At 62.6% G+C, this 23,711-nt stretch carries 23 protein-coding genes; 12 read left to right on the forward strand and 11 right to left on the reverse strand.

Annotated features, from left to right (window positions below):
• Positions 1–63: 63 nt before the first annotated feature.
• Positions 64–351, reverse strand: coding sequence for a hypothetical protein (locus HS961_RS09150; protein ID WP_182327399.1), 288 nt, complete (start codon positions 349–351; stop codon positions 64–66).
• A gap of 757 nt (positions 352–1,108) precedes the next feature.
• Between HS961_RS09150 and HS961_RS09155 the strand changes: the two genes are divergently transcribed.
• Positions 1,109–1,432 carry an FHA domain-containing protein gene (locus HS961_RS09155; protein WP_182327400.1) on the forward strand — a complete coding sequence of 108 codons (324 nt, stop codon included), beginning with the start codon at positions 1,109–1,111 and terminating at the stop codon, positions 1,430–1,432.
• 157 nt (positions 1,433–1,589) lie between these two features.
• Entirely contained in the window at positions 1,590–2,075 is a 486-nt protein-coding gene (locus HS961_RS09160; protein ID WP_182327401.1) for an acyl-CoA thioesterase, read from the forward strand.
• A 173-nt stretch (positions 2,076–2,248) separates the two neighbouring features.
• Here the strand turns inward: HS961_RS09160 and HS961_RS09165 are convergent, their stop codons facing one another.
• The 3 genes from HS961_RS09165 to ybiB all read right to left on the reverse strand — a co-directional run bounded on the left by HS961_RS09165 (position 2,249) and on the right by ybiB (position 5,371).
• Positions 2,249–3,433, reverse strand: coding sequence for a glycerophosphodiester phosphodiesterase family protein (locus HS961_RS09165; protein WP_182327402.1), 1,185 nt, complete (start codon positions 3,431–3,433; stop codon positions 2,249–2,251).
• A gap of 71 nt (positions 3,434–3,504) precedes the next feature.
• The gene (cobA, locus tag HS961_RS09170; protein WP_182327403.1) at positions 3,505–4,401 is read right to left on the reverse strand and encodes a uroporphyrinogen-III C-methyltransferase; all 897 of its coding nucleotides are present in this window, start codon (positions 4,399–4,401) and stop codon (positions 3,505–3,507) included.
• Complete coding sequence (gene ybiB, locus HS961_RS09175) at positions 4,394–5,371, reverse strand: DNA-binding protein YbiB (RefSeq protein WP_182327404.1); 978 nt, start codon at positions 5,369–5,371, stop codon at positions 4,394–4,396. Before ybiB ends, cobA begins: the two co-directional genes overlap by 8 nt.
• Before the next feature lie 217 nt (positions 5,372–5,588).
• Between ybiB and HS961_RS09180 the strand changes: the two genes are divergently transcribed.
• On the forward strand, positions 5,589–6,335 hold the full coding sequence (locus HS961_RS09180; protein WP_182327405.1) for a DUF937 domain-containing protein: 747 nt from the start codon (positions 5,589–5,591) through the stop codon (positions 6,333–6,335).
• A 95-nt stretch (positions 6,336–6,430) separates the two neighbouring features.
• Positions 6,431–7,501 (forward strand): tRNA (adenosine(37)-N6)-threonylcarbamoyltransferase complex transferase subunit TsaD, encoded by a 1,071-nt coding sequence (gene tsaD / locus HS961_RS09185; RefSeq protein WP_182327406.1) that lies wholly within the window; start codon positions 6,431–6,433, stop codon positions 7,499–7,501.
• 98 nt (positions 7,502–7,599) lie between these two features.
• Here the strand turns inward: tsaD and HS961_RS09190 are convergent, their stop codons facing one another.
• From HS961_RS09190 to HS961_RS09210, 5 genes are all read right to left on the reverse strand, one after another.
• Positions 7,600–7,968 (reverse strand): Hsp20/alpha crystallin family protein, encoded by a 369-nt coding sequence (locus HS961_RS09190; protein ID WP_182327407.1) that lies wholly within the window; start codon positions 7,966–7,968, stop codon positions 7,600–7,602.
• A 157-nt stretch (positions 7,969–8,125) separates the two neighbouring features.
• Entirely contained in the window at positions 8,126–9,352 is a 1,227-nt protein-coding gene (gene mltB / locus HS961_RS09195) for a lytic murein transglycosylase B (protein WP_182327408.1), read from the reverse strand.
• Between the two features lie 6 nt (positions 9,353–9,358).
• Entirely contained in the window at positions 9,359–11,443 is a 2,085-nt protein-coding gene (locus HS961_RS09200) for a transglutaminaseTgpA domain-containing protein (protein WP_182327409.1), read from the reverse strand.
• 10 nt (positions 11,444–11,453) lie between these two features.
• Positions 11,454–12,476, reverse strand: a complete 1,023-nt coding sequence (locus HS961_RS09205; RefSeq protein ID WP_238347847.1) for a DUF58 domain-containing protein — start codon at positions 12,474–12,476, stop codon at positions 11,454–11,456.
• A gap of 1 nt (position 12,477) precedes the next feature.
• A complete protein-coding gene (locus HS961_RS09210) occupies positions 12,478–13,398 on the reverse strand; it encodes an AAA family ATPase (RefSeq protein WP_182327410.1) in 921 nt (306 codons plus the stop codon).
• Positions 13,399–13,489: 91 nt separating this feature from the next.
• On the opposite strand from HS961_RS09210, the gene HS961_RS09215 reads away from it, so the two are divergent.
• The 8 genes from HS961_RS09215 to HS961_RS09250 all read left to right on the forward strand — a co-directional run bounded on the left by HS961_RS09215 (position 13,490) and on the right by HS961_RS09250 (position 22,408).
• Positions 13,490–14,395 (forward strand): histone deacetylase family protein, encoded by a 906-nt coding sequence (locus tag HS961_RS09215; RefSeq protein WP_182328191.1) that lies wholly within the window; start codon positions 13,490–13,492, stop codon positions 14,393–14,395.
• 21 nt (positions 14,396–14,416) lie between these two features.
• The gene (locus tag HS961_RS09220) at positions 14,417–15,196 is read left to right on the forward strand and encodes an enoyl-CoA hydratase (RefSeq protein ID WP_182327411.1); all 780 of its coding nucleotides are present in this window, start codon (positions 14,417–14,419) and stop codon (positions 15,194–15,196) included.
• Between the two features lie 134 nt (positions 15,197–15,330).
• Entirely contained in the window at positions 15,331–16,605 is a 1,275-nt protein-coding gene (locus HS961_RS09225) for a mechanosensitive ion channel family protein (RefSeq protein WP_182327412.1), read from the forward strand.
• Between the two features lie 202 nt (positions 16,606–16,807).
• Positions 16,808–17,557 carry an electron transfer flavoprotein subunit beta/FixA family protein gene (locus tag HS961_RS09230; RefSeq protein WP_182327413.1) on the forward strand — a complete coding sequence of 250 codons (750 nt, stop codon included), beginning with the start codon at positions 16,808–16,810 and terminating at the stop codon, positions 17,555–17,557.
• A gap of 153 nt (positions 17,558–17,710) precedes the next feature.
• Positions 17,711–18,643 carry an electron transfer flavoprotein subunit alpha/FixB family protein gene (locus tag HS961_RS09235; protein WP_182327414.1) on the forward strand — a complete coding sequence of 311 codons (933 nt, stop codon included), beginning with the start codon at positions 17,711–17,713 and terminating at the stop codon, positions 18,641–18,643.
• A 173-nt stretch (positions 18,644–18,816) separates the two neighbouring features.
• Positions 18,817–20,610 carry an acyl-CoA dehydrogenase gene (locus tag HS961_RS09240; protein ID WP_182327415.1) on the forward strand — a complete coding sequence of 598 codons (1,794 nt, stop codon included), beginning with the start codon at positions 18,817–18,819 and terminating at the stop codon, positions 20,608–20,610.
• An 80-nt stretch (positions 20,611–20,690) separates the two neighbouring features.
• Entirely contained in the window at positions 20,691–21,680 is a 990-nt protein-coding gene (locus HS961_RS09245; RefSeq protein WP_182327416.1) for an NAD(P)H-dependent flavin oxidoreductase, read from the forward strand.
• A gap of 86 nt (positions 21,681–21,766) precedes the next feature.
• Complete coding sequence (locus tag HS961_RS09250; protein WP_182327417.1) at positions 21,767–22,408, forward strand: DUF1439 domain-containing protein; 642 nt, start codon at positions 21,767–21,769, stop codon at positions 22,406–22,408.
• Here HS961_RS09250 and HS961_RS09255 read toward each other — a convergent pair.
• Together HS961_RS09255 and HS961_RS09260 are read right to left on the reverse strand one after the other, a co-directional pair.
• Positions 22,405–22,866, reverse strand: a complete 462-nt coding sequence (locus HS961_RS09255; protein WP_182327418.1) for a hypothetical protein — start codon at positions 22,864–22,866, stop codon at positions 22,405–22,407. The two genes, HS961_RS09250 and HS961_RS09255, sit on opposite strands and share 4 nt — an antisense overlap.
• A 1-nt stretch (position 22,867) precedes the next feature.
• Positions 22,868–23,452 (reverse strand): GbsR/MarR family transcriptional regulator, encoded by a 585-nt coding sequence (locus HS961_RS09260; protein WP_182327419.1) that lies wholly within the window; start codon positions 23,450–23,452, stop codon positions 22,868–22,870.
• Positions 23,453–23,711: the final 259 nt, after the last annotated feature.

Genomic DNA, 23,711 nt, shown 5'->3' on the forward strand with positions numbered 1-23,711 from the left:
AAACAGCCTCCCCGGCGCCACTACGGCACTGGGGAGGCTGTTTTTTCGTTTGTGGGCGCGCCGTCAAAACGGCACATCCTTGCTCAGCGAGTCCATGAAGTCGGCGGACGGGGCGGGCTTCTTTGGCGGCAGGAACTGGCCAGGATTCATCAGGACGCCGGTAGATGTGACTCGAAGACGCTCGACCATCTCCTCGTCTGTCTCTGGCACCAGCCTTTCGATGAGCGAGCTTTCAATGCAGATCGCCTCCGGGAACTCGTCCTTGATGTGTTCCTCGGTGCAGCGGAAGCGGGTCGTCTTCCACTTCCCGAAGATCTGGATTTTCCAAAAGTATTGCTTCTCAAGTTTCATGCTGACCTCCTAGGTGTACTGTGTATTTATACAGTATTTCAGGAAGTAGTCCAGGATTTGGGGTGGTTGTCGAGGGTCGTTGGAAGATGGCCGCCTGTGGCACGGAATGTAGTCGGGGGCTATGCTAGAAAAGTTGTATGAAAATTGGGAATTAGGGCACGGCAAGCCAATGGATATGCGGGTCTTATGCGTACTCTAATTCCCAGGAATCACCCGCTAGGCCGCGCCAATACTGAATTGCGCATTGGATTGTGATTCCTGTTGTCGTGGGTTCGAGCCCCATCAGCCACCCCAAATAAACAAACGCGCTAGTGCTTTATGCCCTAGCGCGTTTTGCTTTGTGCGCTCGATTCTGCATGCGATGTTCCATACCAAAGCTGGCATGGAACAGATGGCATGGCTGTGAGGGTCCTGCGCCGAAAGGCTTCCTACTGTTTGCGGCTGTGGCTTGGTGCTCGTCCTGAGTGCGGTTACCACCTTCGCCGGTCGCAGTGCCCGCGTCCCAGCCATCCAAGCGTGTTTTATGTCAGTTGCTGTTTCTAGCTGCCAGTATGCGCGATGCGGTTCCTGTCGGTAAAAGATCCGAATCTCTCTCGATAGAGAAAATGGATGCATCCGTGTATCCCCTAGCACCTTCTTCTATCAATCCGGGTTGTAATTTATTATCAATCTATTCTTATAAATCGATTGATAATTTGTTCTAGCTGCATGGGTTGCGGTGCCGACCGGGGATCCGGTGGGACGAAGGAGGTGGATTATGCTGCCGGAAGTGCTGATCTTCATCACCCACAGAGTCGTGCTTCACTCGCTGATTCTGGAGAGCGGGTACACCCCTTTTGGCCGAGGGGCGGGCAACGCCATACGCTTGGACAACCCTGCCGTCAGCCGCGACCACGGCGCCTTCTCGTACCGTGCCGGGGTGCTGTCCATTGAGGACCACCACAGCAGGAACGGCATTTTTGTGAATGGCCTGCGCATGCACCGCAAGGTCCTCTATTCCGGGGACTATGTGCTGATTGGTTGCTACAAAGTGTTTGTCAAACATGGCTCCGAGCAGCCACGCCATGCCTTTGCGGGATGAGCGCGTGGGCCTGCACTGGGCTGCAGGAGGATTGAGCCATGGTATCCCGCAGCCGACATGCGTCTCGTAACCGGGGTCGGACGCCGCATGTCCGAGCGAGTCCAGGGGCTTGCCAGCTAGGCAATCGTCAGCCCGCCGCGATGCCTACAATCGCCCCATGCGCTTACCCCACCACCAACTCACGATGACGGTGCTGATGTCTCCGGACATGGCAAATTTCTCTGGCAATGTGCACGGCGGCGCCATTTTGCGCGAGCTGGACAACGTGGCCTACTCCTGCGCCAGCCGCTATGCGGGTCGCTATGTGGTGACCTTGAGCGTGGACCAGGTGATGTTTCTGGAGCCCATCCATGTGGGTGAACTGGTGTCGTTCTACGCCAGCGTTAACTACACGGGTACCTCGTCGATGGAGATCGGCATCAAGGTGGTGGCGGAGAACATCCGCGAGCGCAGCGTGCGCCATGTCAACAGCTGTTTTTTCACGATGGTGGCCGTGGACGACCAGCGCAAGCCCGTGCCTGTGCCGCCATTGGTGCCCGAGACGGACGACGAAAAGCGCCGCTGGGATGCGGCGCTGACACGCAAGGAATTGCGCAAGGAACTGGCGCGGCGCTTTGCGCAGACGACGCGGCAGACCGGCTGAAGCCGGCAATGCTGCCTGCGCGGGCTGCACATCGCTCATGGTTTGCTGCGAAGGGCGAGATGGACCTACGAAAAAAGGCAAGGTGTGAACCTTGCCTTTTCTACGTAGATGGCGCTCTCGGCGCGCCTTCTACAGGTTTTTGTGCAGCTGGATGTGAGTAGGGATGGCGCTGCTTAACGTGCCCGATTGGCGTCGCGGGGGCTGTCACTGAACACACCATCCACGCCAACCTCATAGAACAGCTTGTATTCGGCGGCGACCTGGCCCTTGAAGTCGCTCGCCAGTAGGGTCACATCGTTGCGGTATTCCCAGGGGTGGACAAAGAGCTTGGCCGCATGCGCGAGGGTGACCAGGTTGGTGGGCGGCATCATCTCGCGATCACGGTAGTCCAGCAAGCCGTCCTTGTTCAGGTCATCGGGCTGGCCGTCGCCATTTTTGTCCAGATAGCGGGCGGAGATGACGTAGGGCTTCCAGGGCGAGATGCCGTTGGCGTAGGTCTTGATCTGGGTCAGGCCATCGGCCGTGACCATCTGGGCATAGGTGGTGGAGACACCGGCGAGGGTGAAGTCATAGGGCTGGCCGTAGGGCGCGGACAGGAGAATCTGCCCATTGGGGGCCAGCGCGGGAGCGCCGTTGATCATCTGTACCAGCCGAACCTGGCTCTTGGCGCGCAAGGCCTTGAGGTGGGCGACTTCCAAAGAGCGCACCATCACCGGAGCGCTCTCCTGGGTGTAGCCCGCTGCGGTGAAGGCCGCCAGCAGCTTGTCTTCCATCGCCAGACCCAACTGGCTGTGGTAGGTCGGGTTCTGGGTCTGCAGATAGAGGCCGACCGTTTTGCGCTGGCGCTTGACGTATGCGATCACATCATTGAGCGACAGGATGCGGCCCGTGCTGGCGTTGCCCGGTGGTGTGCTGGAGCCAGGCAGCTTGGCGCGCAGGCTTTGCAGCTCGACCAAGGTGAAGTCAGAGGCAAACCAGCCATCGTGCGATTGTCCATCGATCAGGCGCACGGTCTTGCGATTGGCGTAGATGCTGCGGCTGGAAACGTCGGTGATGTCGGTGATGTCGGGCGAGGAGAGGGCGACGAGTTCGCCGTCCTTGCTCATGACCAGATCGACCGCGATAAAGTTGGCATCCTGCGCCACGGCAGCATCAAAGCTCTCGGCGGTATTGGCGGCCTTGCCATCAATGCCGCTGAGAGAAAAACTTTGCGGTGCGTTGCCGTCAAGGGTGGGATAGGGTTTGGGGTTCGGGCCTCCGCCATTGCCATCGCCCGGGCCCAATTCGGTTTTGCAGGCCGTCAGTGCAGTAATTGCCAGCGCAGCGGCACATAGGCGCCAAGTAGCTTGTCTTTGCATATCGTCAGTGCTCCTCGTTTTATGGTTTGAACGTGGAGAAACAATCTGTGCATATGTAAAGATTAATTACTTTATGCTATGAACGTCATGCCTTCCACGGTCGAATGGCTATCGTATCCGCAAATATCGGAGAAATCTCGGCCGCCTGTCGGCTCTTTGCCACGGACTGCCTGTGCTGCCAAGGCCACGCAATGCACGACATCGCCGACGACGATGATGCTTGGGCTGGCGAGCTGTTCGCGGGCCATGGTAGCGGGCAATTGCGCCAGGTCGGTGATGGCGTGGCGCTGCTGGGGGAGGCTGGCATGCTGCACGATCGCCACCGGCGTATCAGCGGGCAAGCCACTCAGCAAACCCTGGCTGATGGCCTCGGCACTGGCCACGCCCATGTAGATCACCAAGGTCAGGCGCGCACTGTGTGCCGTGCTGGCCAGTTGCGCCCAGTCGGGGCCTTCGCCGCCAGGTTTTGCATGGCCGGTGATGAAGACGACGCCTCGGGCATGGTCACGGTGGGTCAGCGGCGCGCCCAAGCCGGTGAGGGCGGCCAGGCCAGCGGTGATGCCATTGATGATGCGCGGCTCAATGCCATAGCCGCGCAGAAACTCCACCTCTTCACCACCCCGGCCAAAGATAAAGGGATCGCCGCCTTTGAGACGCACCACGTTCTCGCCAGCCTGCACTTCTTGCAGCATCAGCCGCTGGATAAAGGCCTGGGGCGTGCTTTGGCAACCGCCACGCTTGCCTACATGCACGATGCGGGCGCTTGCAGCTGCCCACTGCAGCACGGCGTCATTGACCAGGTCATCGACCAGCAGCACGGTGGCGCGCTGCAAAGCTTTGACGGCAGCGATGGTCAGCAAATCCGGGTCGCCAGGACCGGCCCCGACCAGGGTGCACTGGCCCTGACCGGGCGTTGGCGACACTACCGGAGGAGTTGCGGTAAACGGGAGGAGGCTGCTGTCAGTCATGGTGGGGGTCTTGGAGAGGTGGCGCAGATTGTGCAACGCAAAGCACAGGCGCTGTCTGTGTTTGTGTTTGTTGGGCGATGGCCAGCACATGTTCCACTTGTTGGGCCAAGGCGGAAGGCACGGGCAGCGCACCGGCCAGCACGGCCTCGGTGTAGCGCGCTGTCGTGTCTGCATCGCGCTCGCTGGGCAGGCCCGGCACCTGGCTGTCAGTGCCGCTGCTGCGTGCCTGCAGCAGCTGGTGCTGACCGGCGACAAAGCCATCGTACTGGGGGGTGCGGCGCGGATCGGCGCATACCTCGCCCTCCAGACCGCGCGAGAGCAGGGCATTCGTCTGCAGCTCGGCCAGGGTGGCTTGCAGCATCGGCAAATATTCCGGGTGGGTGTAGCTGCCCAGCAGCACGCTGGCGCCTTGCACCGGTTGCAGCAGCTTGGCAATGCTGTGGCCTGGGTTGCGCAGACCAATGATCTGGCGCACGGCCAGCAGTTTGGCCAGTGCGGGCAGCAAGGTGGCGGTGTGCACCAGGGCTACCTCGGATGCAGCGATCACACCAGCTTGCGGCCTGGCGCTGATGCCCAGGCGCTCAAACACCGCAAAGGCTGAAACCCGGCTTGTCTCGGTTTGCATGCCATGCACCAGCACCGGCAGGCCCTCGCGCGCCAACAGCAAAGCGAGCAGGGGAGTCAAGGTGGGCAGGCGGCGCGCGCCGTTGTAGCTGGGCAATACGGCAGTCGGCAATGCGGCGTTGCTGTGAAAGCGGGCAATGCGCGCATGCACGGCATCCCAGAGGCCGCACATCTCTTCAGCGGTTTCCCCTTTGATGCGCATCGCAATGCAAAAAGCGCCGATCTCATAGTCGCTGACCTGGCCGTCGAGGATCTGCGCCATCACATCGCAGGCCTCCAGGCGGCTGAGGGCCTTGGCGCCGCGTGCGCCGCGCCCGATTTCCTTGATGTAGTGCTGTATGGCCATGGCTGTAAAAAATGCGTTTGCCTATTATTTTAGGTTTTATATATACGGAAGTAATAAGAAAAATCAGCCCATCTGGCCTATCGGGTATGCGGGGCTTTCTGGCGGGTATTTGGGGCGGTTAACGAAGTTTTGCGGCGCTCGGTATTGCGCTGCCATGCTGAACGTCTACTATCTGCAGTCTGTGCCACGCCCGCCTGGGCTTTTGAAAGGAAAGAACATGTCCGCATCTCCCTCCATGGTCGATGAGCTACTCGCACAATTGCAAGGTGCTCCCATCCAGCAGATGGCCCAAAGCCTGGGCCAGAGCGAGTCCCAGACCCAGCAGGCGGTGCAGGCAGCGGTGCCGATGATGCTGGGTGCCTTGGGCAACAACGCGCAAAGCGCAGGCGGTGCCAGCGCCTTGTTCGAGGCCTTGCAGCGTGACCACGTCGGTGGCGGTGCAAGCACGGGTGCTGGCCCTGATTTGGGTGGGCTGCTTGGCTCGCTCTTGGGTGGCGGCGGTGGTGGTGGCGCGCAGGCTGGTGGCTTGGGCGGTTTGGGTGGCATGCTGGGCAGTGTGTTGGGCGGCGCCATGGGTGGCGGTGCTGCCGCGGGCTCGGGTGCAGGTGCCGCATCGCCCGCCGCTTTGGATGGCGGCAGCATCCTGGGCCATATCTTTGGTGGCCAGCAAGACCAGGCCTCGGCCAACCTGGGTCAGGCCACAGGCTTGGGCTCCAATGCTGGCAATCTGCTCAAGATGCTGGCACCCCTGGTGATGTCCTTCCTCGCGCAGCGCGTGATGTCGGGTGGTCTCAATTCCTTGCAGCTGGGCAATGCGCTGGGTGAAGAAAAAGCCCAGGTGCAGCAGCAAGGTGGCTTGGGCGGCGGCCTGCTGGGCTCGCTGCTGGACCAGAATGGCGACGGCAAGCTGGATGTCAGCGACCTGATGAAAATCGGTGGATCGCTGCTGGGCGGCAAGCGCTAAAGCCCGCTTGGCGGGGCTGCCAAACCCTGGCAGCCCGCCAGGGTAGCCCTGCGATACGGGGCAAAAGCCGCCCAGAGCGCCTACACTTTCGCCCTATGAGTGAGCTGATATTGGGGATCGAATCCTCTTGTGATGAAACCGGCGTGGCCCTGGTGCGCACCCGTGGCCCGGGCACGGTCCCCGAGCTGCTGAGCCATGCGCTCTACAGCCAGATTGAGATGCACCGCGCCTATGGCGGTGTGGTGCCGGAGTTGGCCAGCCGCGACCATATCCGCCGGGTATTGCCGCTGACCCAAAAGGTGCTGGATGACGCAGGCTGCACGCTTGCGCAAATTGACGCCATCGCCTTTACCCGCGGGCCGGGCCTGGCCGGTGCGTTGCTGGTCGGCTCGGGGGTGGCTTGCGCCATGGGTGCCGCGCTCGACAAGCCTGTGCTGGGCGTTCACCACCTAGAAGGTCACTTGCTGTCGCCCTTCTTGAGCGAAGACCCGCCGGAGTTCCCTTTTGTGGCGCTGCTGGTGTCTGGCGGCCACACGCAGCTGATGCGGGTGGATGGCGTCGGCCGCTACCAGATTCTGGGCGAGACGATTGACGATGCCGCCGGCGAAGCCTTTGACAAATCTGCCAAGCTAATGGGCCTGCCGTATCCCGGTGGGCCGGAGCTGGCCCGCTTGGCGGAAGGTGGCGATCCGGAGGCCTTCAAGCTGCCGCGCCCCTTGCTGCACAGCGGCGATCTCGATTTCTCCTTTGCCGGTTTAAAGACGGCAGTGCTGACCCAGGCCAAAAAGCTGGGCGATACGCTGGAGGCGCGCAAGGCCGATTTGGCGGCTTCGACCCAGGCAGCCATTGTCGATGTGTTGGTGAAAAAAACGCTGAACGCCTTGAAGGAGACCGGCATGAAGCGCGTAGTGGTCGCTGGCGGCGTGGGTGCCAACCGGATGCTGCGCGAGCAGCTCAATGACGCCTGCCGCAAGCGAGGCATCCGCGTGCACTACCCCGAGCTGCATCTGTGTACCGACAACGGCGCGATGATCGCGATGGCCGCTGCCATGCGCATTGAGGCAGGGCAGCAGCAGGCCGAAAAGGTCTATGCCTTTGACGTCAAACCCCGCTGGCCGCTCGATGCCATCGTGCAGCAGCCGGTGGCTACCACCACTGCGGTATAGCCGGTGGATGCGCGGGTCATGCGCCCGCAAAGCAAAAAAAACAGAAGGGGCCTTCATTTGAAGGCCCCTTCTGCATGGCGGATGTGTTTGCGCTGGACTTATGCAATCGCCAGGGTCTGGGTCGCTGGCTGGCTGGTGGTCAGCACCAAGGTCAGCACACCATTCTCCAGGCTGGCCTTCGATGCTGCAGCATCAATGCTGGCAGGCAGCTTCCAGGCGCGTTGCACGCTGCGGGGCGCGCCTTCGATGCTCGACAGGCGCACGGTCTTGTCTTGCAGCTCGATATGCAGCTGCTCACGCGACAGGCCAGGCACATCGACCTTGATGCTGAACACCTGGCCGTCTTGCTGCACGCTGTCCTGGGTGGTGGTCGTGGTAGTGGCTTGCAGAAAACGCTGCAGGGCGGCATCCATCGCGGAGGGGGAGACAGCGTAGGCCGAGCGGTGCATCAGAGGGGTCATGATCATCTTCAATCCTTGTGAAACAGGGCAGCGGGTTTGCTGCTCGATGACTGTTAGTTGGATGAAGAAGCGGGTATTTCAAGTGATATTTGCGTGCTTATATTTTTGCAGTCACGCCCTTGAAAGCCTGCAGATCACGACCATATGGCGCGACTTAACGGGTTTAAGGCGCGCTGAAATTGCCCGCATCCGGCGTGCGCTGCTGGCGCGCCTTGCTGCGCAAATAGGCCTTGGCGGCGGCCTCGGCGCTGGGGGAGTTGCTGGTTTCGCTGGCCGGGTCGGGCAGGGCGGGTTCGCTGTCCGATGCGGCTGGCGCGCCATTGCGCGCACGCGCAATCGCCTGGCCCAGCTCGACCACGGACATGGCGTAGAAGCTCGACAGGTTGTAGCGGGTGATGGTGTAGAAGTTGGGGGTGCCTACGACATACTGCGTTGCAGCGCTGGCGTTTTGCAGCTCGATCAGCGCCAGTGGGCCTGTGTGCTGGTTGCCGGGCGGCTGGATGCGCAGGCCCAGTGCAGCCATCTCGGCCGCGCTAAAGCTGGGCTTGATATCGGGGGCCAGCAAGGTCTCCAGCTGGGCCGGGCTGCTGTCCACCTGCACATCGTAGTAGGCGGGCATGCCGCGCTGCCAGCCATGGGCCACAAAGTAGTTGGCTACCGAGCCAATCGCGTCGGCGAAGCTGCCAAACAGGTTGATCTTGCCGTCGCCGTCAAAATCGACCGCGAAGTTGGACCAGCTGGTGGGCATGAACTGCGGCATGCCCATGGCGCCGGCATAGCTGCCGACGGTATCGAAGGGGTTGCTGCCGGTCAGGTAGGCGGTGGCCAAAAACTGCTCCAGCTCACCGCGAAAATACTTGGCCCGATCGGCCGCGCGTGGGTGGCTGGCCGGGTAGTCAAAAGCCAAGGTGGCCAGCGAATCGACGACCGTGAAATTGCCCATTTGCTGGCCGTAAATAGTCTCCACCCCAATGATGCCGACGATGTACTCTGCCGGCACGCCATAGGTCTGCTCGGCGCGGGCCAGGGTGGCGGCGTTCTCGTTCCAAAACCGCAGGCCGGCGCGGATGCGGATCGGCTCAACAAAGCGGCCCCGGTAGCCACGCCAGTTTTTGACGCCGGCGGGACCCGTGCGCGGCGTCATCAGACGCTGCACCGTGGCATTGAAGCGGGCTTGGTTGATGCTGGCGCGTAGCCAGGCCTCATCGATATGGCGGCGCTCGGCGACTTCGCGTACAAAGACCTCGGCCTCGGGCCGGTTGCCGTAGCTGGACGAAGTCGTGGGGGAGTCAACGCTGCGGGCCTTGGCATTGCTCTTTTGGGCATAGGCGCCCGTGGCGCACAGGCCGGCGCAAAGCAGGGTCAGGGTGGTCTGAAGAATTCGGTGCATGGGGTTTTATACCTTGTTTGCCTGGGCCCGCAGGCGGGACCAGGGCAGAAGTCGTAATTGTTTGCGAAGCGCTGCCAGCTCGGCCTTGGGCGCCGCCTGGCCCGTGGCATGGGCGTAACGCTGGCGCTCCATGGCCTTGAGCCACTGGCCAAAAGCAGGCGCTAGATCCGGTGCCTGGGCATGCACCATGCGGGCCAAAATGCGTGGCGTGTTGGCGTTGCTGAGGGCGGCATCTGGCATGCCTGCCTGGCGCATGCGCTTGCGCGCCTGGGTTAACAAGGCCAGCCAGGGATCTGTGCGCCTGCGCTGGTACTGCAGCACCAGCACGACGATGAGGGCTGCCGCCAGTACCAGGCCACCCAGGATGCGGACCAGGTCCATCCAGTTGGGGCTGGACAGGCCCAGCTTGCTCAGCATGTCCATCTGCTCGCGCTGGGTGTAGTTCAGCACCCACTGGTTCCAGCTGTTGTTGACTGCCTCCCAGACCGCACGCATGCGTTGCAGTCCATTGATGGTGGCGGCATTGCTGACGTTGATGCCCATGAAGTTGGGGGTGTTGAGGCGCTGGGCGGCGCCGACACGGCCCGGGTTGACGGAGCCGGTCGGGTCATAGCGCACCCAGCCTTTTTCCTCGCCCAGCCAAACCTCGGCCCAAGCATGGGCATCGGCCTGGCGCACGGTCCAGTAGCCGTCCACGCTGTTGGACTCGCCGCCTTGGTAGCCGGTCACAATGCGCGCTGGCACGCCAGCGCTGCGCAGCGCAATGACGAAGGCGGCCGAGATGTGTTCGCAAAAGCCTTGTTTGCGGTCAAACCAGAACTCATCAGCCGCCTGGCCGGTATAAACGCCGGGGTCGAGCGTATAGGTGTAGCCGCCATTGCGCAGTTGCGCTTGCAGACGCTGCACCAGCTGTTCGTGGCGGTCGGGCCGGTCGCCCATCTCGGCCATCAGCTGTGCCACCCAGGCCTGGGTGCGCGGGTTGCTGTTGGCCGGCAGGCGGCGGTTAAAGGCCAGCTCGCGGTTGCCCGCATGCATGCCAAAGCGGTAGCGCGGATGGCTTTCTACCGCGATGCGCGTCACCTCGGTAATCGGCCGGTTGCTGAGCCATTGCAGATCGCCGGTGCTGTAGGCGCGGCCCCGGGGCAGTTGCGGTGCACTGCGGGTCAGGTCCAAGGTCAACAGCCAGGGCTTGTGGTGGGGCTCCAGGGTCAGCTCATAGCGCAGCGGCTCGCCTTCGGTGGCGATGTCGTTGAAGAGCTTGTCGTCGGGGGTGCGAAAGCTGGGCGTCGCCCGCCAGGTGGTGCCGTCAAAATCCGACAGCACCGGCCCGCGCCAGTACAGCTGGTTGGCGGCCGGCGGCCGGTTTTGCGGGGTGTCGAACTTGACGCGAAAGGCAATGCCTTCGTCCTGCGCCAGCGATGCCACCGAGCCGACCGTCATTTCCTCCGAGAGGCCGGTTTTGGCGGTTGGGTTTTGGGGCACGCCCCAGAGTGGCGCCATGCGCGGGAACAGCACAAACAGCGCCAAGGTGAGTGGCGCACCGATGGCGACCATCTTGAGTGACAACCCAGCGGCAAACTTGATCGACGGCTGGCCGACCGGCATATGCGCATGCACCAAGGCTGTGAGCAAGCCCACCAGGCCGATGGCAATGGCGAGCGCCGTCAGCAGCGACTGCGAATGCAGAAAGTTGGCAATCAGCGCGAAAAAGCCCAGAAAGAACACGACCATGGCATCGCGCTTGGCGCGCATCTCCATGGTTTTGAGGGTGAGCAGCATGCAGACCAGGGTGACGCCGGCATCGGCGCCCAGGATGGTGCGGTAGCTGAGCAAGGTCAGGCCGACGACCAGCACCAGCAGCGCCAGCAGCTGCCAACGGCCGGGCAAGGGCTTGTGGCGCAGCGCAATGCTGCCCCTCCAGGCGAGCAGGGCATAGGCCAGTGCAGAAGCCCAGATCGGCAGGGTGGCAGTGAGGGGCAACAAGACCCAACCGACGACGGCCAGCAAAAACACGGTATCGCGCGCCTCGCGTGGCAGCGCGGTCCAGCGGGCACGGCCCGCAGGCCGGGTGGGAGAGAAAACAGAGGACATGGGCGTGTTCCTAGGCCAATGCCAGCGCACGCAGGCAAGCCTGGCGGTGCTCGGGGCCACTGTCGGCGGGCTGACCGGCATGGGCCGGGCTAGCCTGCCCTAAACGCAGGCCGTAGCGCAGGCCTTGTTGGTCGGCCATCAGCACCCAGGCGGCCAGGCGCGAGAGCTGGCCTTCGCGCTCGGCCAGGCCGCAGTGCTGCGCATCCAACCACAGGTCCTGCTGCGCCTGGTGCTGGTTGTCGCGCACCACAAAATGGCCATTGCCGGTCGCCATAGCGGTGGCGGCTTTCTTCCAGACCACCAGCTTGAGCGGATCGCCGCGCCGGTAGCCACGCACGCCGTCGAACTCGCCGCTGCTGGCCCGCAGGCTGGCGCTGCTGCCGGTGCCGGCATCGGCCAGCCCTAGAGGCAGCGGCGGCGGGTTGGTCTCGGGGCTGGGGTAGACCAGGGCTTTTTCGGTGGTTCGGAAAACGGTCCACATCCGGAACACGCCCAGCGGAAAGCGCGTCTCGACCAGCACCGCCGGCAAGCTTTGGTAACCCCGGCGCTCGGCCGTGGTGCTCAGCTGCAGCTGGGTGCTGGCCTGGGCCGCCACATCGGCCAGGCTCAGCGCCGTGCCTTGGTAGTGGCGAATGCCCAGCGCATAGCGGGCGCGTCGGCTGGGGTTGTCCAGCCGCAGATCAAGCCGCAGCGCCTGGCCGGCAAACTGCGCGTCAGGTGCATGCAGCTCCAACTGCAGACCCAGCAGATTGCGGTAGCCGATGCCGACCGAGACCAGCGCGGCACCGGTCAGCATAAAGGTCAGCAAAAAGCCCAGGTTGAGCTGAAAGTTGATGCTGGTCACCAGCAGCAGCAGCAGGGTGAGCGCCAACATCCAGCCAGCGCGGGTGGGCAGCAGGTAGAGGTTGCGGCGGCTCACCACATGGCTGCTGGCGCTGGGTAAATGGGCCAGCCACCATTGGCGCATGCGCTGGCGCAGCCGCTGGATGGGGCTTGTGCGGGGCGGCGCGGAAGCCGCAGAGGGCGGGTTCACGCTAGTGCAGCGGAACGCTGTCCATCATCGCGCGCACCTGCTCCACGGCGCTGCGCCCCGAGGTGCTGACGGGCACCATCCGGTGCGCCGTCGTCTGCGGCAGGATGGCCTGTACATCATCGGGAGCCACATAGTCGCGCCCCTGGATCAAGGCCTGGGCCTTGGCGGCGCGGATCAGGCCAATGCCTGCGCGTGGCGACAGGCCCTGCACAAACCATTTGCCCGAGCGCGTGGCCGCAATCAGCGCCTGCACATAGTGGATCAGTGCATCGCTGGCGCGCACGCTGCTCACTTCTTGCTGCAGAAACTTCAGCTCCACCGCCGATGTGAGTGCTGGCAACTGGTTGGCAATATCGCGGTGGCCTTGGCCGGCCAGCAGCTGGAACTCGGCCGCCTGGTCCGGGTAGCCCAGCGAGATGCGCATCAGAAAGCGGTCCAATTGGCTCTCGGGTAGCGCATAGGTGCCCAGCTGGTCCAGCGGGTTCTGGGTGGCAATGACGAAAAACGGCTGCGGCAGCGGGCGCGTGGCACCCTCGACCGTCACCTGCTTTTCTTCCATGGCCTCCAGGAGCGCGCTTTGCGTCTTGGGGCTGGCGCGGTTGATCTCATCGGCCAGCAAAATCTGGGTGAATACGGGGCCGGGATGAAACACAAAAGCCTGCTGCTCGCGCTCATAGACCGATACGCCGGTCAGGTCGCTGGGCATCAGATCTGCGGTGAATTGCACCCGTGCAAACTGCAGGCCCAAGGTGCGGGCCAGCGCGTGCGAAAGTGTGGTCTTACCCACACCCGGTACGTCTTCAATCAGCAGGTGTCCTCCCGCCAGCAAACAAGTCAGGCAATCCTGAACCTGCGCCGGTTTCCCCACAATCACCGTGTTAAGCTGAGTCAATAATTTTTGTATGGTGTGCTGTGTCTGCATCCCATCACAATAAACGACAAAAACAGTTAAGGAGACGAAGACTGTGTCCAAGACAGGTTATTTCAGCCATCGTGACTGCTGGCTGCACGACATGGGGCCTGCCCACCCTGAATGCGCTGCACGCCTGGATGCGATTGAAGACCGCCTGCTGATCACCGGAGTGGGAGATGCGTTGGACCGGCGCGACGCCCCCAAGGCCACGATGTCCGATCTGGAGCTGGCGCATGAGCGCCTGCATATTGCATCGATACGCGGCCTGTGCGAGATGGCTGCCGACAACCAGGCCATCGGCGGCCCGGCAACCTTGATGCTAGACACCGACACCGCCGTCAATGGCGCCACCTGGAATGCCGCGCTGCGCGCTTGCGGCGCCGCGCTGGCTGCCACTGATGCGGTGATCAGCGGTGAGATGGAAAACGCCTTTTGCGCCGTGCGCCCGCCAGGCCACCATGCAACGCGCAAGCAGGCCATGGGTTTTTGCTTTTTCAACAATGTCGCCGTTGCTGCTAAATATGCGCTGATGCGCCACCAGCTCAAGCGCGTAGCGATTGTCGATTTTGATGTGCACCACGGCAACGGCACCGAGGACATCTGCGCAGGCGACCCGCACATTCTGATGGTGGGTATCTTTCAGCACCCCTTCTATCCCCATTCGGGCGACAAGGACCCGGCCGCGAACATGCTCAATGTGCCGGTACCGGCCTATACCAAGGGCATGGATATTCGCGAGATTGTCGAGACCTACTGGATTCCGCGCCTTGAAGAATTCAAGCCCGAGATGATTTTTATCAGCGCCGGCTTTGATGCCCACCGCGAAGACGACATGGGCCAGTTGGGCATGGTCGAGGCCGACTATGCATGGATTACCCACCGCATCAAGGACATTGCGCGCCGCTTCTGCAAGGGCCGCATCGTCTCCTGCCTGGAAGGCGGCTATGTGATGACGCCGCTGGCGGCCAGCGTGGAAGCCCATATCCGCGTACTTGCCGATCTGTAAACACCTTTTGAGGACCTGGCAATGACCGACAGCAACTTGCTTGTGCAGACCCGTGACGCGCGCGGCGTGGTGACCTTGTGCATGAACGATGCGGCGCGCTTCAATGCGCTGGGTGACGAGATGCTGGCCGCCTTGCGTGCAGCCTTGGCCGCCATTGCGCAGGATGCCTCCGTGCGCGTGGTGGTGCTGGCCGCCGAAGGCCGGGCCTTTTGTGCGGGCCATAACCTCAAGGACATGGCGGCCCACCCGGATCGTGCGTGGTACCAGGACCTGTTTAATCGCTGCAGCCAGGTGATGATGGCGATCCAGAAACTGCCGGTGCCCGTCATTGCGCGGGTGCAGGGTATGGCCACTGCGGCCGGCTGCCAATTGGTGGCGCAATGTGACCTGGCCGTTGCCAGCAGCGACGCCAGCTTTGCCACCAGCGGAATCCAATACGGCCTGTTCTGTGCCACGCCCAGCGTGCCCCTGGTGCGCAATATGCCCATCAAACAAGCGATGGAAATGCTGTTGACGGGTGAGTTCATCAGCGCCGAGCAGGCGCTGGCCCAGGGCCTCGTCAACCGCGTGGCTGTGCCCGAGCAGCTGGATGCGGAGCTGGAACAGCTCGTCGCTGCCATCGTCAGCAAACCCGCCGCTGCCGTGCGCATGGGCAAAGCCCTTGTCTACCAGCAGCGGGAGCTGGGCATCGAAGCGGCCTACCAGGTGGCCAGCCAGTGCATGGCCTCCAACATGATGGACGGCAATGCGCAAGAAGGGGCTCAGGCCTTTGCGCAGAAGCGCAAGCCGGTTTGGTCTTAGGCCCACGCCAGCCCAGGCCAAGCGCCCCAGGAACTCTGCCACTCCTACACCACCCCCTGCGCCATCGGTGATACGGTACGGAACCAGCATATGCTTGCGCGTATGCTTTTTTTTGGACCCGATAAGGCTGGCGCATGGATATCTTTGATCGTTTGAGAGTGGACTTTGAGCAGTCCAGCACCTGGCAGGAGCTGGCGGTTCTGGTGATTTGCATTGGCCTGGCCTGGTTGCTGACGCGCAGTTTTTACCACCATCGCGATGTTGGCAAGCCATCGGTCTGGTTTGGCAAGACGGCCTGGGGCGGGGCGCTGTTCCCACTGCTGGCGCTGCTGTTCACCGCTGCGGCCCGCATGCTGGTAGAGCACTACCAGCCGGTATTTTTGCTGCGGCTGGCGGTGCAGATTCTGCTGTCGCTGGCGGTGATCCGCATGGTGGCCCGGGTGTTGGCCAAGACCTTTCCCAACTCCACCTTGGTGCGGCTGATTGAACGGATCTTCTCCTGGCTGGCCTGGGGCGTGGCAGTTCTCGGCATCCTGGGTGTTTTGCCGCAGGTGATGGCCCAGCTCGACAGCGTGCAGTTCGCGTTTGGCAAGACGTCGATATCGGTGCTGGAGCTGTTCCAGGGCGCGATATCGGTGGGCATGGTGATGTTGGTGGTGCTGTGGATTTCGACCACCTTTGAGCAGCGCGTGATAGACGACATGGTCAAGGACCTGTCCATGCGCAAGATGGCGGTCAACCTGACGCGCATGCTGCTGATCACCATTGGCTTGCTCGTGGCGCTGTCCTTGGTCGGGGTTGATCTGACGGCTTTGTCCGTGCTGGGTGGTGCCTTTGGTGTCGGCCTGGGTTTTGGCATGCAGAAGATCGCCTCCAACTATGTCAGCGGCTTTTTGGTGCTGATCGAGCGGGCCTTGCGCATTGGCGACAATGTGCGCGTCGATGGCTTTGAAGGCCGAATCACCGACATCCGCACCCGCTACACCGTGATTCGCGCCTCCAACGGACGCGAGTCGATTGTCCCCAATGAGACCTTGATCACCCAGCGGGTCGAGAACCTCACCGATGCGGACCAGAAGTTCAATCTGGCGACCCAGATCGTGGTGGGCGCGGACAGCGATGTGGCGCAGGTGCGCGAGGTGCTGAAGAACGCCGCGCTGGCGCAGGACCGCGTGCTGGCTAAGCCGGAGCCCTCGGTTTTCCTGGTGAATTTTGCGCCCGACGGGCTGGAGTTCAGCCTGAGCTTCTACATCAACGACCCGATGAACGGCCAGGCCAATGTGAAGTCGGCGGTCAATATCGCGGTGCTGGAAGGGCTGCGCGCTGCCAAGATCGACATTCCGTTCCCGCAACGTGTTTTGCATATCCCGAACAATGGCGGTGGTGCAATACCTGCCAGCCAGGGCTGATGAACCGCCAACTTGTGCGGAGAATAGAGGCTGGCGCGCGGGGATGCGCCGATAATTGATTGTCATCAGCCGCCTGACCACGAAAAAGCACGGTCGTGCTGTTTTTGTGCGATGATGGCTTGATCCATGCCCATGGCTGAGTGGCCGCGCCTACGCGCCGCTGCTGGCGCAAACCTATTGAACAACTCAGGAGTCGAGGTTTATGAAAGTACTGGTACCCGTCAAACGCGTGGTGGACTACAACGTCAAGGTGCGCGTCAAGAGCGATGGCTCGGGTGTGGACATTGCGAACGTGAAGATGTCGATGAACCCCTTTGATGAAATCGCGGTGGAAGAGGCCGTGCGATTGAAGGAAAAGGGCGTTGTGACCGAGATCATCGCCGTGAGCTGCGGTGTGACCCAGTGCCAGGAAACCCTGCGCACCGCGATGGCCATTGGTGCCGACCGCGCCATCCTCGTCGAAACCGCTGAAGAGCTGCAGCCACTGGCTGTTGCCAAGCTCCTGAAGGCCCTGGTCGACAAAGAGCAGCCAGGCCTCGTGATCTGCGGCAAGCAAGCCATTGACGACGACGCCAACCAGACCGGCCAGATGCTGGCCGCGCTGGGCGACTTGCCCCAAGCCACCTTCGCCTCCAAGGTCGAAGTCGCTGGCGACAAGGTCAATGTGACGCGCGAAGTGGACGGAGGCTTGGAGACCCTGTCTCTGACCATGCCCGCCGTCATCACCACCGACCTGCGCCTCAACGAGCCCCGCTACGTCACCTTGCCCAACATCATGAAGGCCAAGAAAAAGCAGCTCGACACGTTAAAGCCAGAAGACCTGGGTGTGGATGTGAGCCCGCGCCTGAAGACCTTGAAGGTGGAAGAACCCGCCAAGCGCGGCGCAGGCGTCAAGGTGCCCGATGTGGCCACCTTGATCGACAAGCTCAAGAACGAAGCCAAAGTCATCTAACCTTGACCCCCCTGAGTCGCCTGCGGCGCCTTCCCCCCAGGGGGACGACGACCACGCTGCGGGGCGGCCCTTGCTAGTCGTCCCGCTGCACGGGACCGCCAGTTTTGAAGGCCGCGAACGACACCTGACACATTGAATTGAAAGACGATAGACATGACCGCTCTCGTTATTGCAGAACACGACAACCAATCCATCAAGACCGCCACGCTCAACACCGTCACCGCCGCCCTGGCTTGCGGTGGTGATGTGCATGTGCTGGTAGCAGGCGTTGGCGCAGCAGCCGCAGCCCAAGCCGCAGCCCAGATCGCTGGCGTTGCCAAAGTCATCCTGGCAGAAGGCCCCTCGCTCAAAGATGGCCTGGCTGAGAACCTGGCCGCGCAAGTGCTGGCCATTGCCAGCAACTACAGCCACATCCTGGCGCCCGCAACGGCATCGGGCAAGAACGTCGCCCCGCGCGTCGCCGCCAAGCTCGATGTTGCGCAAATCAGCGACATCACCAAGGTGGTGAGCGCCGACACCTTCGAGCGCCCCATCTACGCGGGCAACGCCATTGCCACCGTGCAATCGATCGATGCCACCAAGGTCATCACCGTGCGCGGCACCGGCTTTGATGCAGCAGCGACGACGGGTGGCTCCGCCACCGTCGAAAACGCAGCAGCGGTTGCAGACAGCGGCAAAAGCAGCTTTGTGGGCCGCGAAGTGACCAAGAACGACCGCCCGGAACTCACCGCCGCCAAGATCATCGTCTCCGGTGGCCGGGCACTGGGCAGCGCCGAGAAGTTCAACGAAGTCATGACCCCGCTGGCAGACAAGCTGGGCGCTGCCATTGGCGCCAGCCGCGCAGCCGTGGACGCGGGCTACGCACCCAACGACCTGCAAGTGGGCCAGACCGGCAAGATCGTCGCGCCCCAGCTGTATGTGGCAGCAGGTATCTCCGGCGCCATCCAGCATTTGGCGGGCATGAAGGACTCCAAGGTGATCGTGGCGATCAACAAGGACGAAGAAGCCCCCATCTTCAGCGTGGCCGACTACGGCCTGGTGGCGGATCTGTTTGACGCCGTGCCTGAGATGGCCAGCAAGCTGTAAACCACGTGCCAGCCATCACCCCACGCCGCAGCAGCATCCTGGTGGAGTTGGATGTGGCAGGCAGCGTGGTGGTGAAAAGGTTCTAGAAGGCATCCTTTGGGGATGCCTTTTTTGCGTGTGCACGGCATGCCCCCGCACAGACAACGACAAGACGACACAACGAGGAGACAACGATGAGCTACAAAGCACCCGTCAACGACATGCTGTTTGCGATGGAACACCTGGCCCGCATTGACCAGGTAGCGCAACTGCCCGGGTTTGAAGAAGCGGGGCTGGATACGGCACAAGCCGTGCTGGAAGAGTGCGCGCGCTTCAACGAAGAGATGGTGGCACCGCTGAATGTGCCAGGTGATCTGCAGCCTTCCACCTGGAAGGACGGCGAGGTCCGCACCACGGCCGGATTCAAAGATGCGTTTGCGCAGTATGTGCAGGGCGGCTGGCAGGGCTTGCAGCACCCGGTGGATGCCGGTGGCCAAGGCCTGCCCAAGACGATTGGTGCGGCTTGCGTGGAGATGCTCAACAGCGCCAACATGAGCTTTGCGCTCTGCCCCTTGCTGACCGATGGCGCCATCGAGGCCTTGCTGACGGCCGGCAGCGATACGCTCAAGGCCACCTATTTGGACAAGCTGGTGTCCGGCCAATGGACCGGCACGATGAACCTGACCGAGCCCCAGGCAGGCTCCGACCTGGCGCTGGTGCGCACGCGTGCTGAGACGCAGGGCGATGGCAGCTACCAAGTCTTTGGCACCAAGATATTTATCACCTACGGTGAGCACGACATGGCCGAGAACATCGTGCACCTGGTGCTGGCCCGGGTGGCGGGCGCGCCCGAGGGCGTCAAGGGCATCAGCCTGTTTGTGGTGCCCAAGTTCCTGGTCAATGCCGATGGCACGCTGGGTGCGCGCAACGATGTGCATTGCGTCAGCATCGAGCACAAGCTGGGCATCAAGGCCTCTCCCACCTGCGTGCTGCAGTTTGGCGACCACGGTGGCGCGACAGGCTTTTTGGTGGGCGAAGAGAACCGGGGCCTGGAGTACATGTTCATCATGATGAACGCCGCCCGCTATGCCGTGGGCCTGCAAGGCGTGGCGATTGCCGAGCGCGCCTACCAGCAGGCGGCGGCCTTTGCCAAGGAGCGGGTGCAAAGCCGCCCGGTCGATGGCAGCGTGGCCGGCAGCGCCACCATCATCCACCACCCCGATGTGCGCCGCATGCTGATGACCATGCGTGCCTACACCCAAGGCTGCCGCGCAATGGCCTTGACGGCGGCGGCCGCCTTTGATGCCGCCCATGCCCATCCGGATGCGCAGGTGCGCCAGGATAACCAGGCCTTCTACGAATTCATGGTGCCGCTCATCAAGGGCTACAGCACCGAGATGAGTCAAGAGGTCACCAGCCTGGGCGTGCAAGTGCATGGCGGCATGGGTTTTATCGAGGAGACGGGTGCCGCCCAGCATTACCGCGATTCCAAAATTCTGACGATCTACGAAGGCACCACCGCCATCCAGGCCAATGACCTGGTCGGTCGCAAGACCGCACGCGATGGCGGCCAGGCTGCACGCGGCATCGCCAGCCAGATTGAGCTGACCGAACAGGCCTTGAAGGCCAGTGGTTCAGACGCCGCCCAGGCATTTGCACAGCGCTTGCAGGCTGCGCGCGAGGACTTTCTGGCCGTGGTCGCCTTTGTGGCGGCCAGCAGCAAGACTGCGCCGAATGAGGTGTTTGCAGGCAGCGTGCCGTATTTGATGCTGGCCGGTAATTTGGTGGCGGGCTGGCAAATGGGCCGGGCCTTGCTGGCGGCCGAGCAGTTGCTGGCCCAAGGCGCGGGCGACCGGGCGTTCCTCGAAGCCAAGGTGACAACCGCGCATTTCTATGCCACGCATATTTTGGTAAAAACCTCGGCATTGCGCGAAGAAATCCTGCATGGCGCCAGCACCGTGATGGCCTTGCCCCAAGACAGCTTTTAAGCGCCGAGCCCAGCCCTGGGCTTTTGCCACTGCGCTGGCCCCACGGCGCAGATGGCGCCACCTCTTTGAAGGAGACCTGTATGTCCAAGCTTCCCGGTGCGTTGCAGCACGTGCCTTTTCCGGTCATCGGCTCGCCGCTGTTCATCGTCAGCAACCCCCAGTTGCTGATTGCGCAGTGCAAGGCCGGCATCGTTGGCTCCATGCCCGCGCTCAATGCCCGGCCTGCCGAGCAGCTCGATGACTGGCTGGCCGAAATCACCGAAACCCTGGCCGCGCACAACCGCGCCCACCCTGACCAGCCCGCCGCCCCGTTTGCGATCAACCAGATCGTGCACCGGACCAATGAGCGCCTGGAGCACGACATGGCGCTGTGCGAAAAGTACAAGGTGCCCATCCTGATCACCTCGCTGGGTGCGCGCGAGGACGTGTTCCAGGCTGCGCATGCCTGGGGCGGCGTGGTGATGCACGACATCATCAACAACAACTTTGCGCACAAGGCCATCGACAAGGGCGCCGATGGCCTGATTGCCGTGGCCGCGGGCGCCGGAGGCCATGCCGGCATCAAGAGCCCGTTTGCGCTGGTGCAGGAAATCCGCGAATGGTTTGACGGCCCGCTGGCCTTGTCCGGCAGCATTGCGCACGGCCGCGCGGTGCTGGCTGCGCAGGCGATGGGCGCCGACTTTGCCTACATCGGCTCGGCCTTTATCGCCACCGACGAGGCGCGTGCGGTGGAGGAGTACAAGCAGATGATCGTCAGCTCGAACTCGGACGACATCGTCTACAGCAACCTGTTCACCGGCGTGCATGGCAACTACCTGAGCCCCTCGATCCGCGCAGCTGGCATGGACCCGGATAACCTGCCGGTATCGGACCCCAGCTCGATGAGCTTTGGCAAGGACCGCAAGGCCTGGAAAGACATCTGGGGCAGTGGCCAGGGTATTGGCGCCGTCAAAGCGGTGCTGCCCGCCGCCGAGCTGGTGGCACGCCTCAAGCGCGAGTACTTTGAAGCCCTCGATGCGTTGCAGGCGAGTGGCCCGAGCCGCGATACGGTGGCGGCGCAGGCAGCGTAACGCGCAGATACCAACACCCGCAACGGCGGCTGAACTTTGCCCAACGGGCATTGTCCAACCGCGCTTAACGATGATGGTGTGATGCGATGGACAAGCTGTTTTTTGCCGATGGACCCGCCCAGCCACTGCAGCGCCGCCGCTGCCTGGCGTGGGCAGCCGCTGCGCTGGCCTGTGGCGCTGGTGCTGCCAGCGTGGCCCGGGCGGCCGATGCCAGTTTGCCCGCCGGTGCGCGCAGCATCAGCATTACCCAGGCGCAGCTGCAACAGGCCGTGGCTGCCAAGCTTCCGCTGGCCCGCTCCTGGCAGGGCATGGTTGTCATCCAGCTGCAAAAGCCCAAGGTGCAACTGCTGGCGCAAAGCAACAGCCTGCGCGCAGCCTTTGATATCTGGATCACCGAAAAGCTGATGGGCAGCGAGTACCCGGGCCAGATGACCCTGGACTTTGGCCTCACTTTCCAGGATGCCGATGCCAGCATCCGGCTGCACAATGTGCGGGTGGAGCAGCTGCAGATGCAGGGCGTGCCCAGCGCCTACCAAGGCATGTTCCAAACCTATGCGCCGCGCCTGGCCGAGCAGGTATTGCAGGGCTTGCTGGTGTATGAGCTGCCCGCCAGCCAGCGCATGCTGCTGCAAGGCCTGGGCTACACGGTGGAGCGCATGGAGGTGCAGGAGCAAGGCCTGCGCATTGTGCTGGCGCCCAAGACGGCCGCAGCAGCGCCAGCGCGTTAACTCAGCGTATACGGGTAGTGGGCAGATAAGCCCGGTGCCAGTTGCTCCATCAGCGCCAGGGCTTGTGGGGCCAGCTCCAGCCCCTGGTCTTGCGCCGCTTCCAGTTGCGCCATCAGATCTGCCAGCTGCAGCCATTGCGCCGCATCGATGCCGAGCAGCTGGGGCAGGGCATCAGGGCCTGCACTGTGGTCCAGAAAGGCGACGACCTGGCGCTGGTCACGGCTCAGCAGCCAGCCATCGCCGCTGCCCGAGCAGGCAAACACCCACCAATCCTCTCCCAGGTTTGCCAAAGGGGCATCGCGCCCCCAGGTTTCCTCAGCAGCAGCCAGGTGGTCCAGCAATACAAAATCGCCAGCGATCTCGGTGGTGGGTAGGCCGTGGCCAGGCACCAGCGCCGGCCAGGGAGTGCCGGGCCACAGCTGCTCGGCGATGGTGGAAGCGGCCCGAAGCGCCAGCATCTCAGTCGTTGCCTTCTTTGCGCGCCGGTGATTTGCCGGTCAGCCGGTCCTTGAGGGTCAGCACCCGGGTGACGGCGCTGCCCATGCCCATCAGCTGCATGGCGGTGTCGGGGTTGAGGCGCTGCACATCGTCAAACCAGGTCATCAGCTTGTCGATCAGTTCGTACATCTCCTGCATGCGCTGCTGGGCGTACTGCTCGTCGGCGGAATGGGTCTCTTGCAGCAAGGCCGAGCGCAGCATCGATTGGGTAGGTTCAATCTCGCGGCGGCGGCGCTCTTCGGCCAGGGTGCGAAAGATCTCCCAAACATCCGCCGGCGCCTCGAAGTACTCGCGCCGGTCGCCGGGCTGGTGGCGCATGTGCACCAGGCGCCAGGATTGCAGCTCCTTCAAGCCCATGCTGACATTGGAGCGCGAGAACGACAGGCCCTCGGCAATCTCATCGGCATTGATCGGCTTGGGTGACAGAAAGATCAGCGCGTAGATCTGCCCCACCGTGCGGTTGATGCCCCAGCGGCTGCCCATCTCGCCAAAATGCGACACAAATTGGCGGGTAAGTTCGGGCAGCGGCGTTGGGTCTTGTTTCATGGGCGCAATTATCGGTTTTTTCTGGAAAAGCTGAACAGTATCCGGGTCATGGCCTGGGCTGGCGGGGTGTCGCGGGGCAAGTCTAGGGTCTCATTGATCTTGCAGATTCGCGTCCTTGTGGATCAGAGACATTTTCAGAATCGGTGAGAACAGCGGATCCAGACATCCTCATATGCTTGCGATCATCCTGTGGACTTGGTAATAGGGGGCGTTATTTCTTTGAGGGCAGCTAGCGGCTCGCTGCTGTCATTCACACGTT

The organism is Comamonas piscis (assembly GCF_014109725.1).
Taxonomy (GTDB): Bacteria; Pseudomonadota; Gammaproteobacteria; order Burkholderiales; family Burkholderiaceae_C; genus Comamonas; species Comamonas piscis.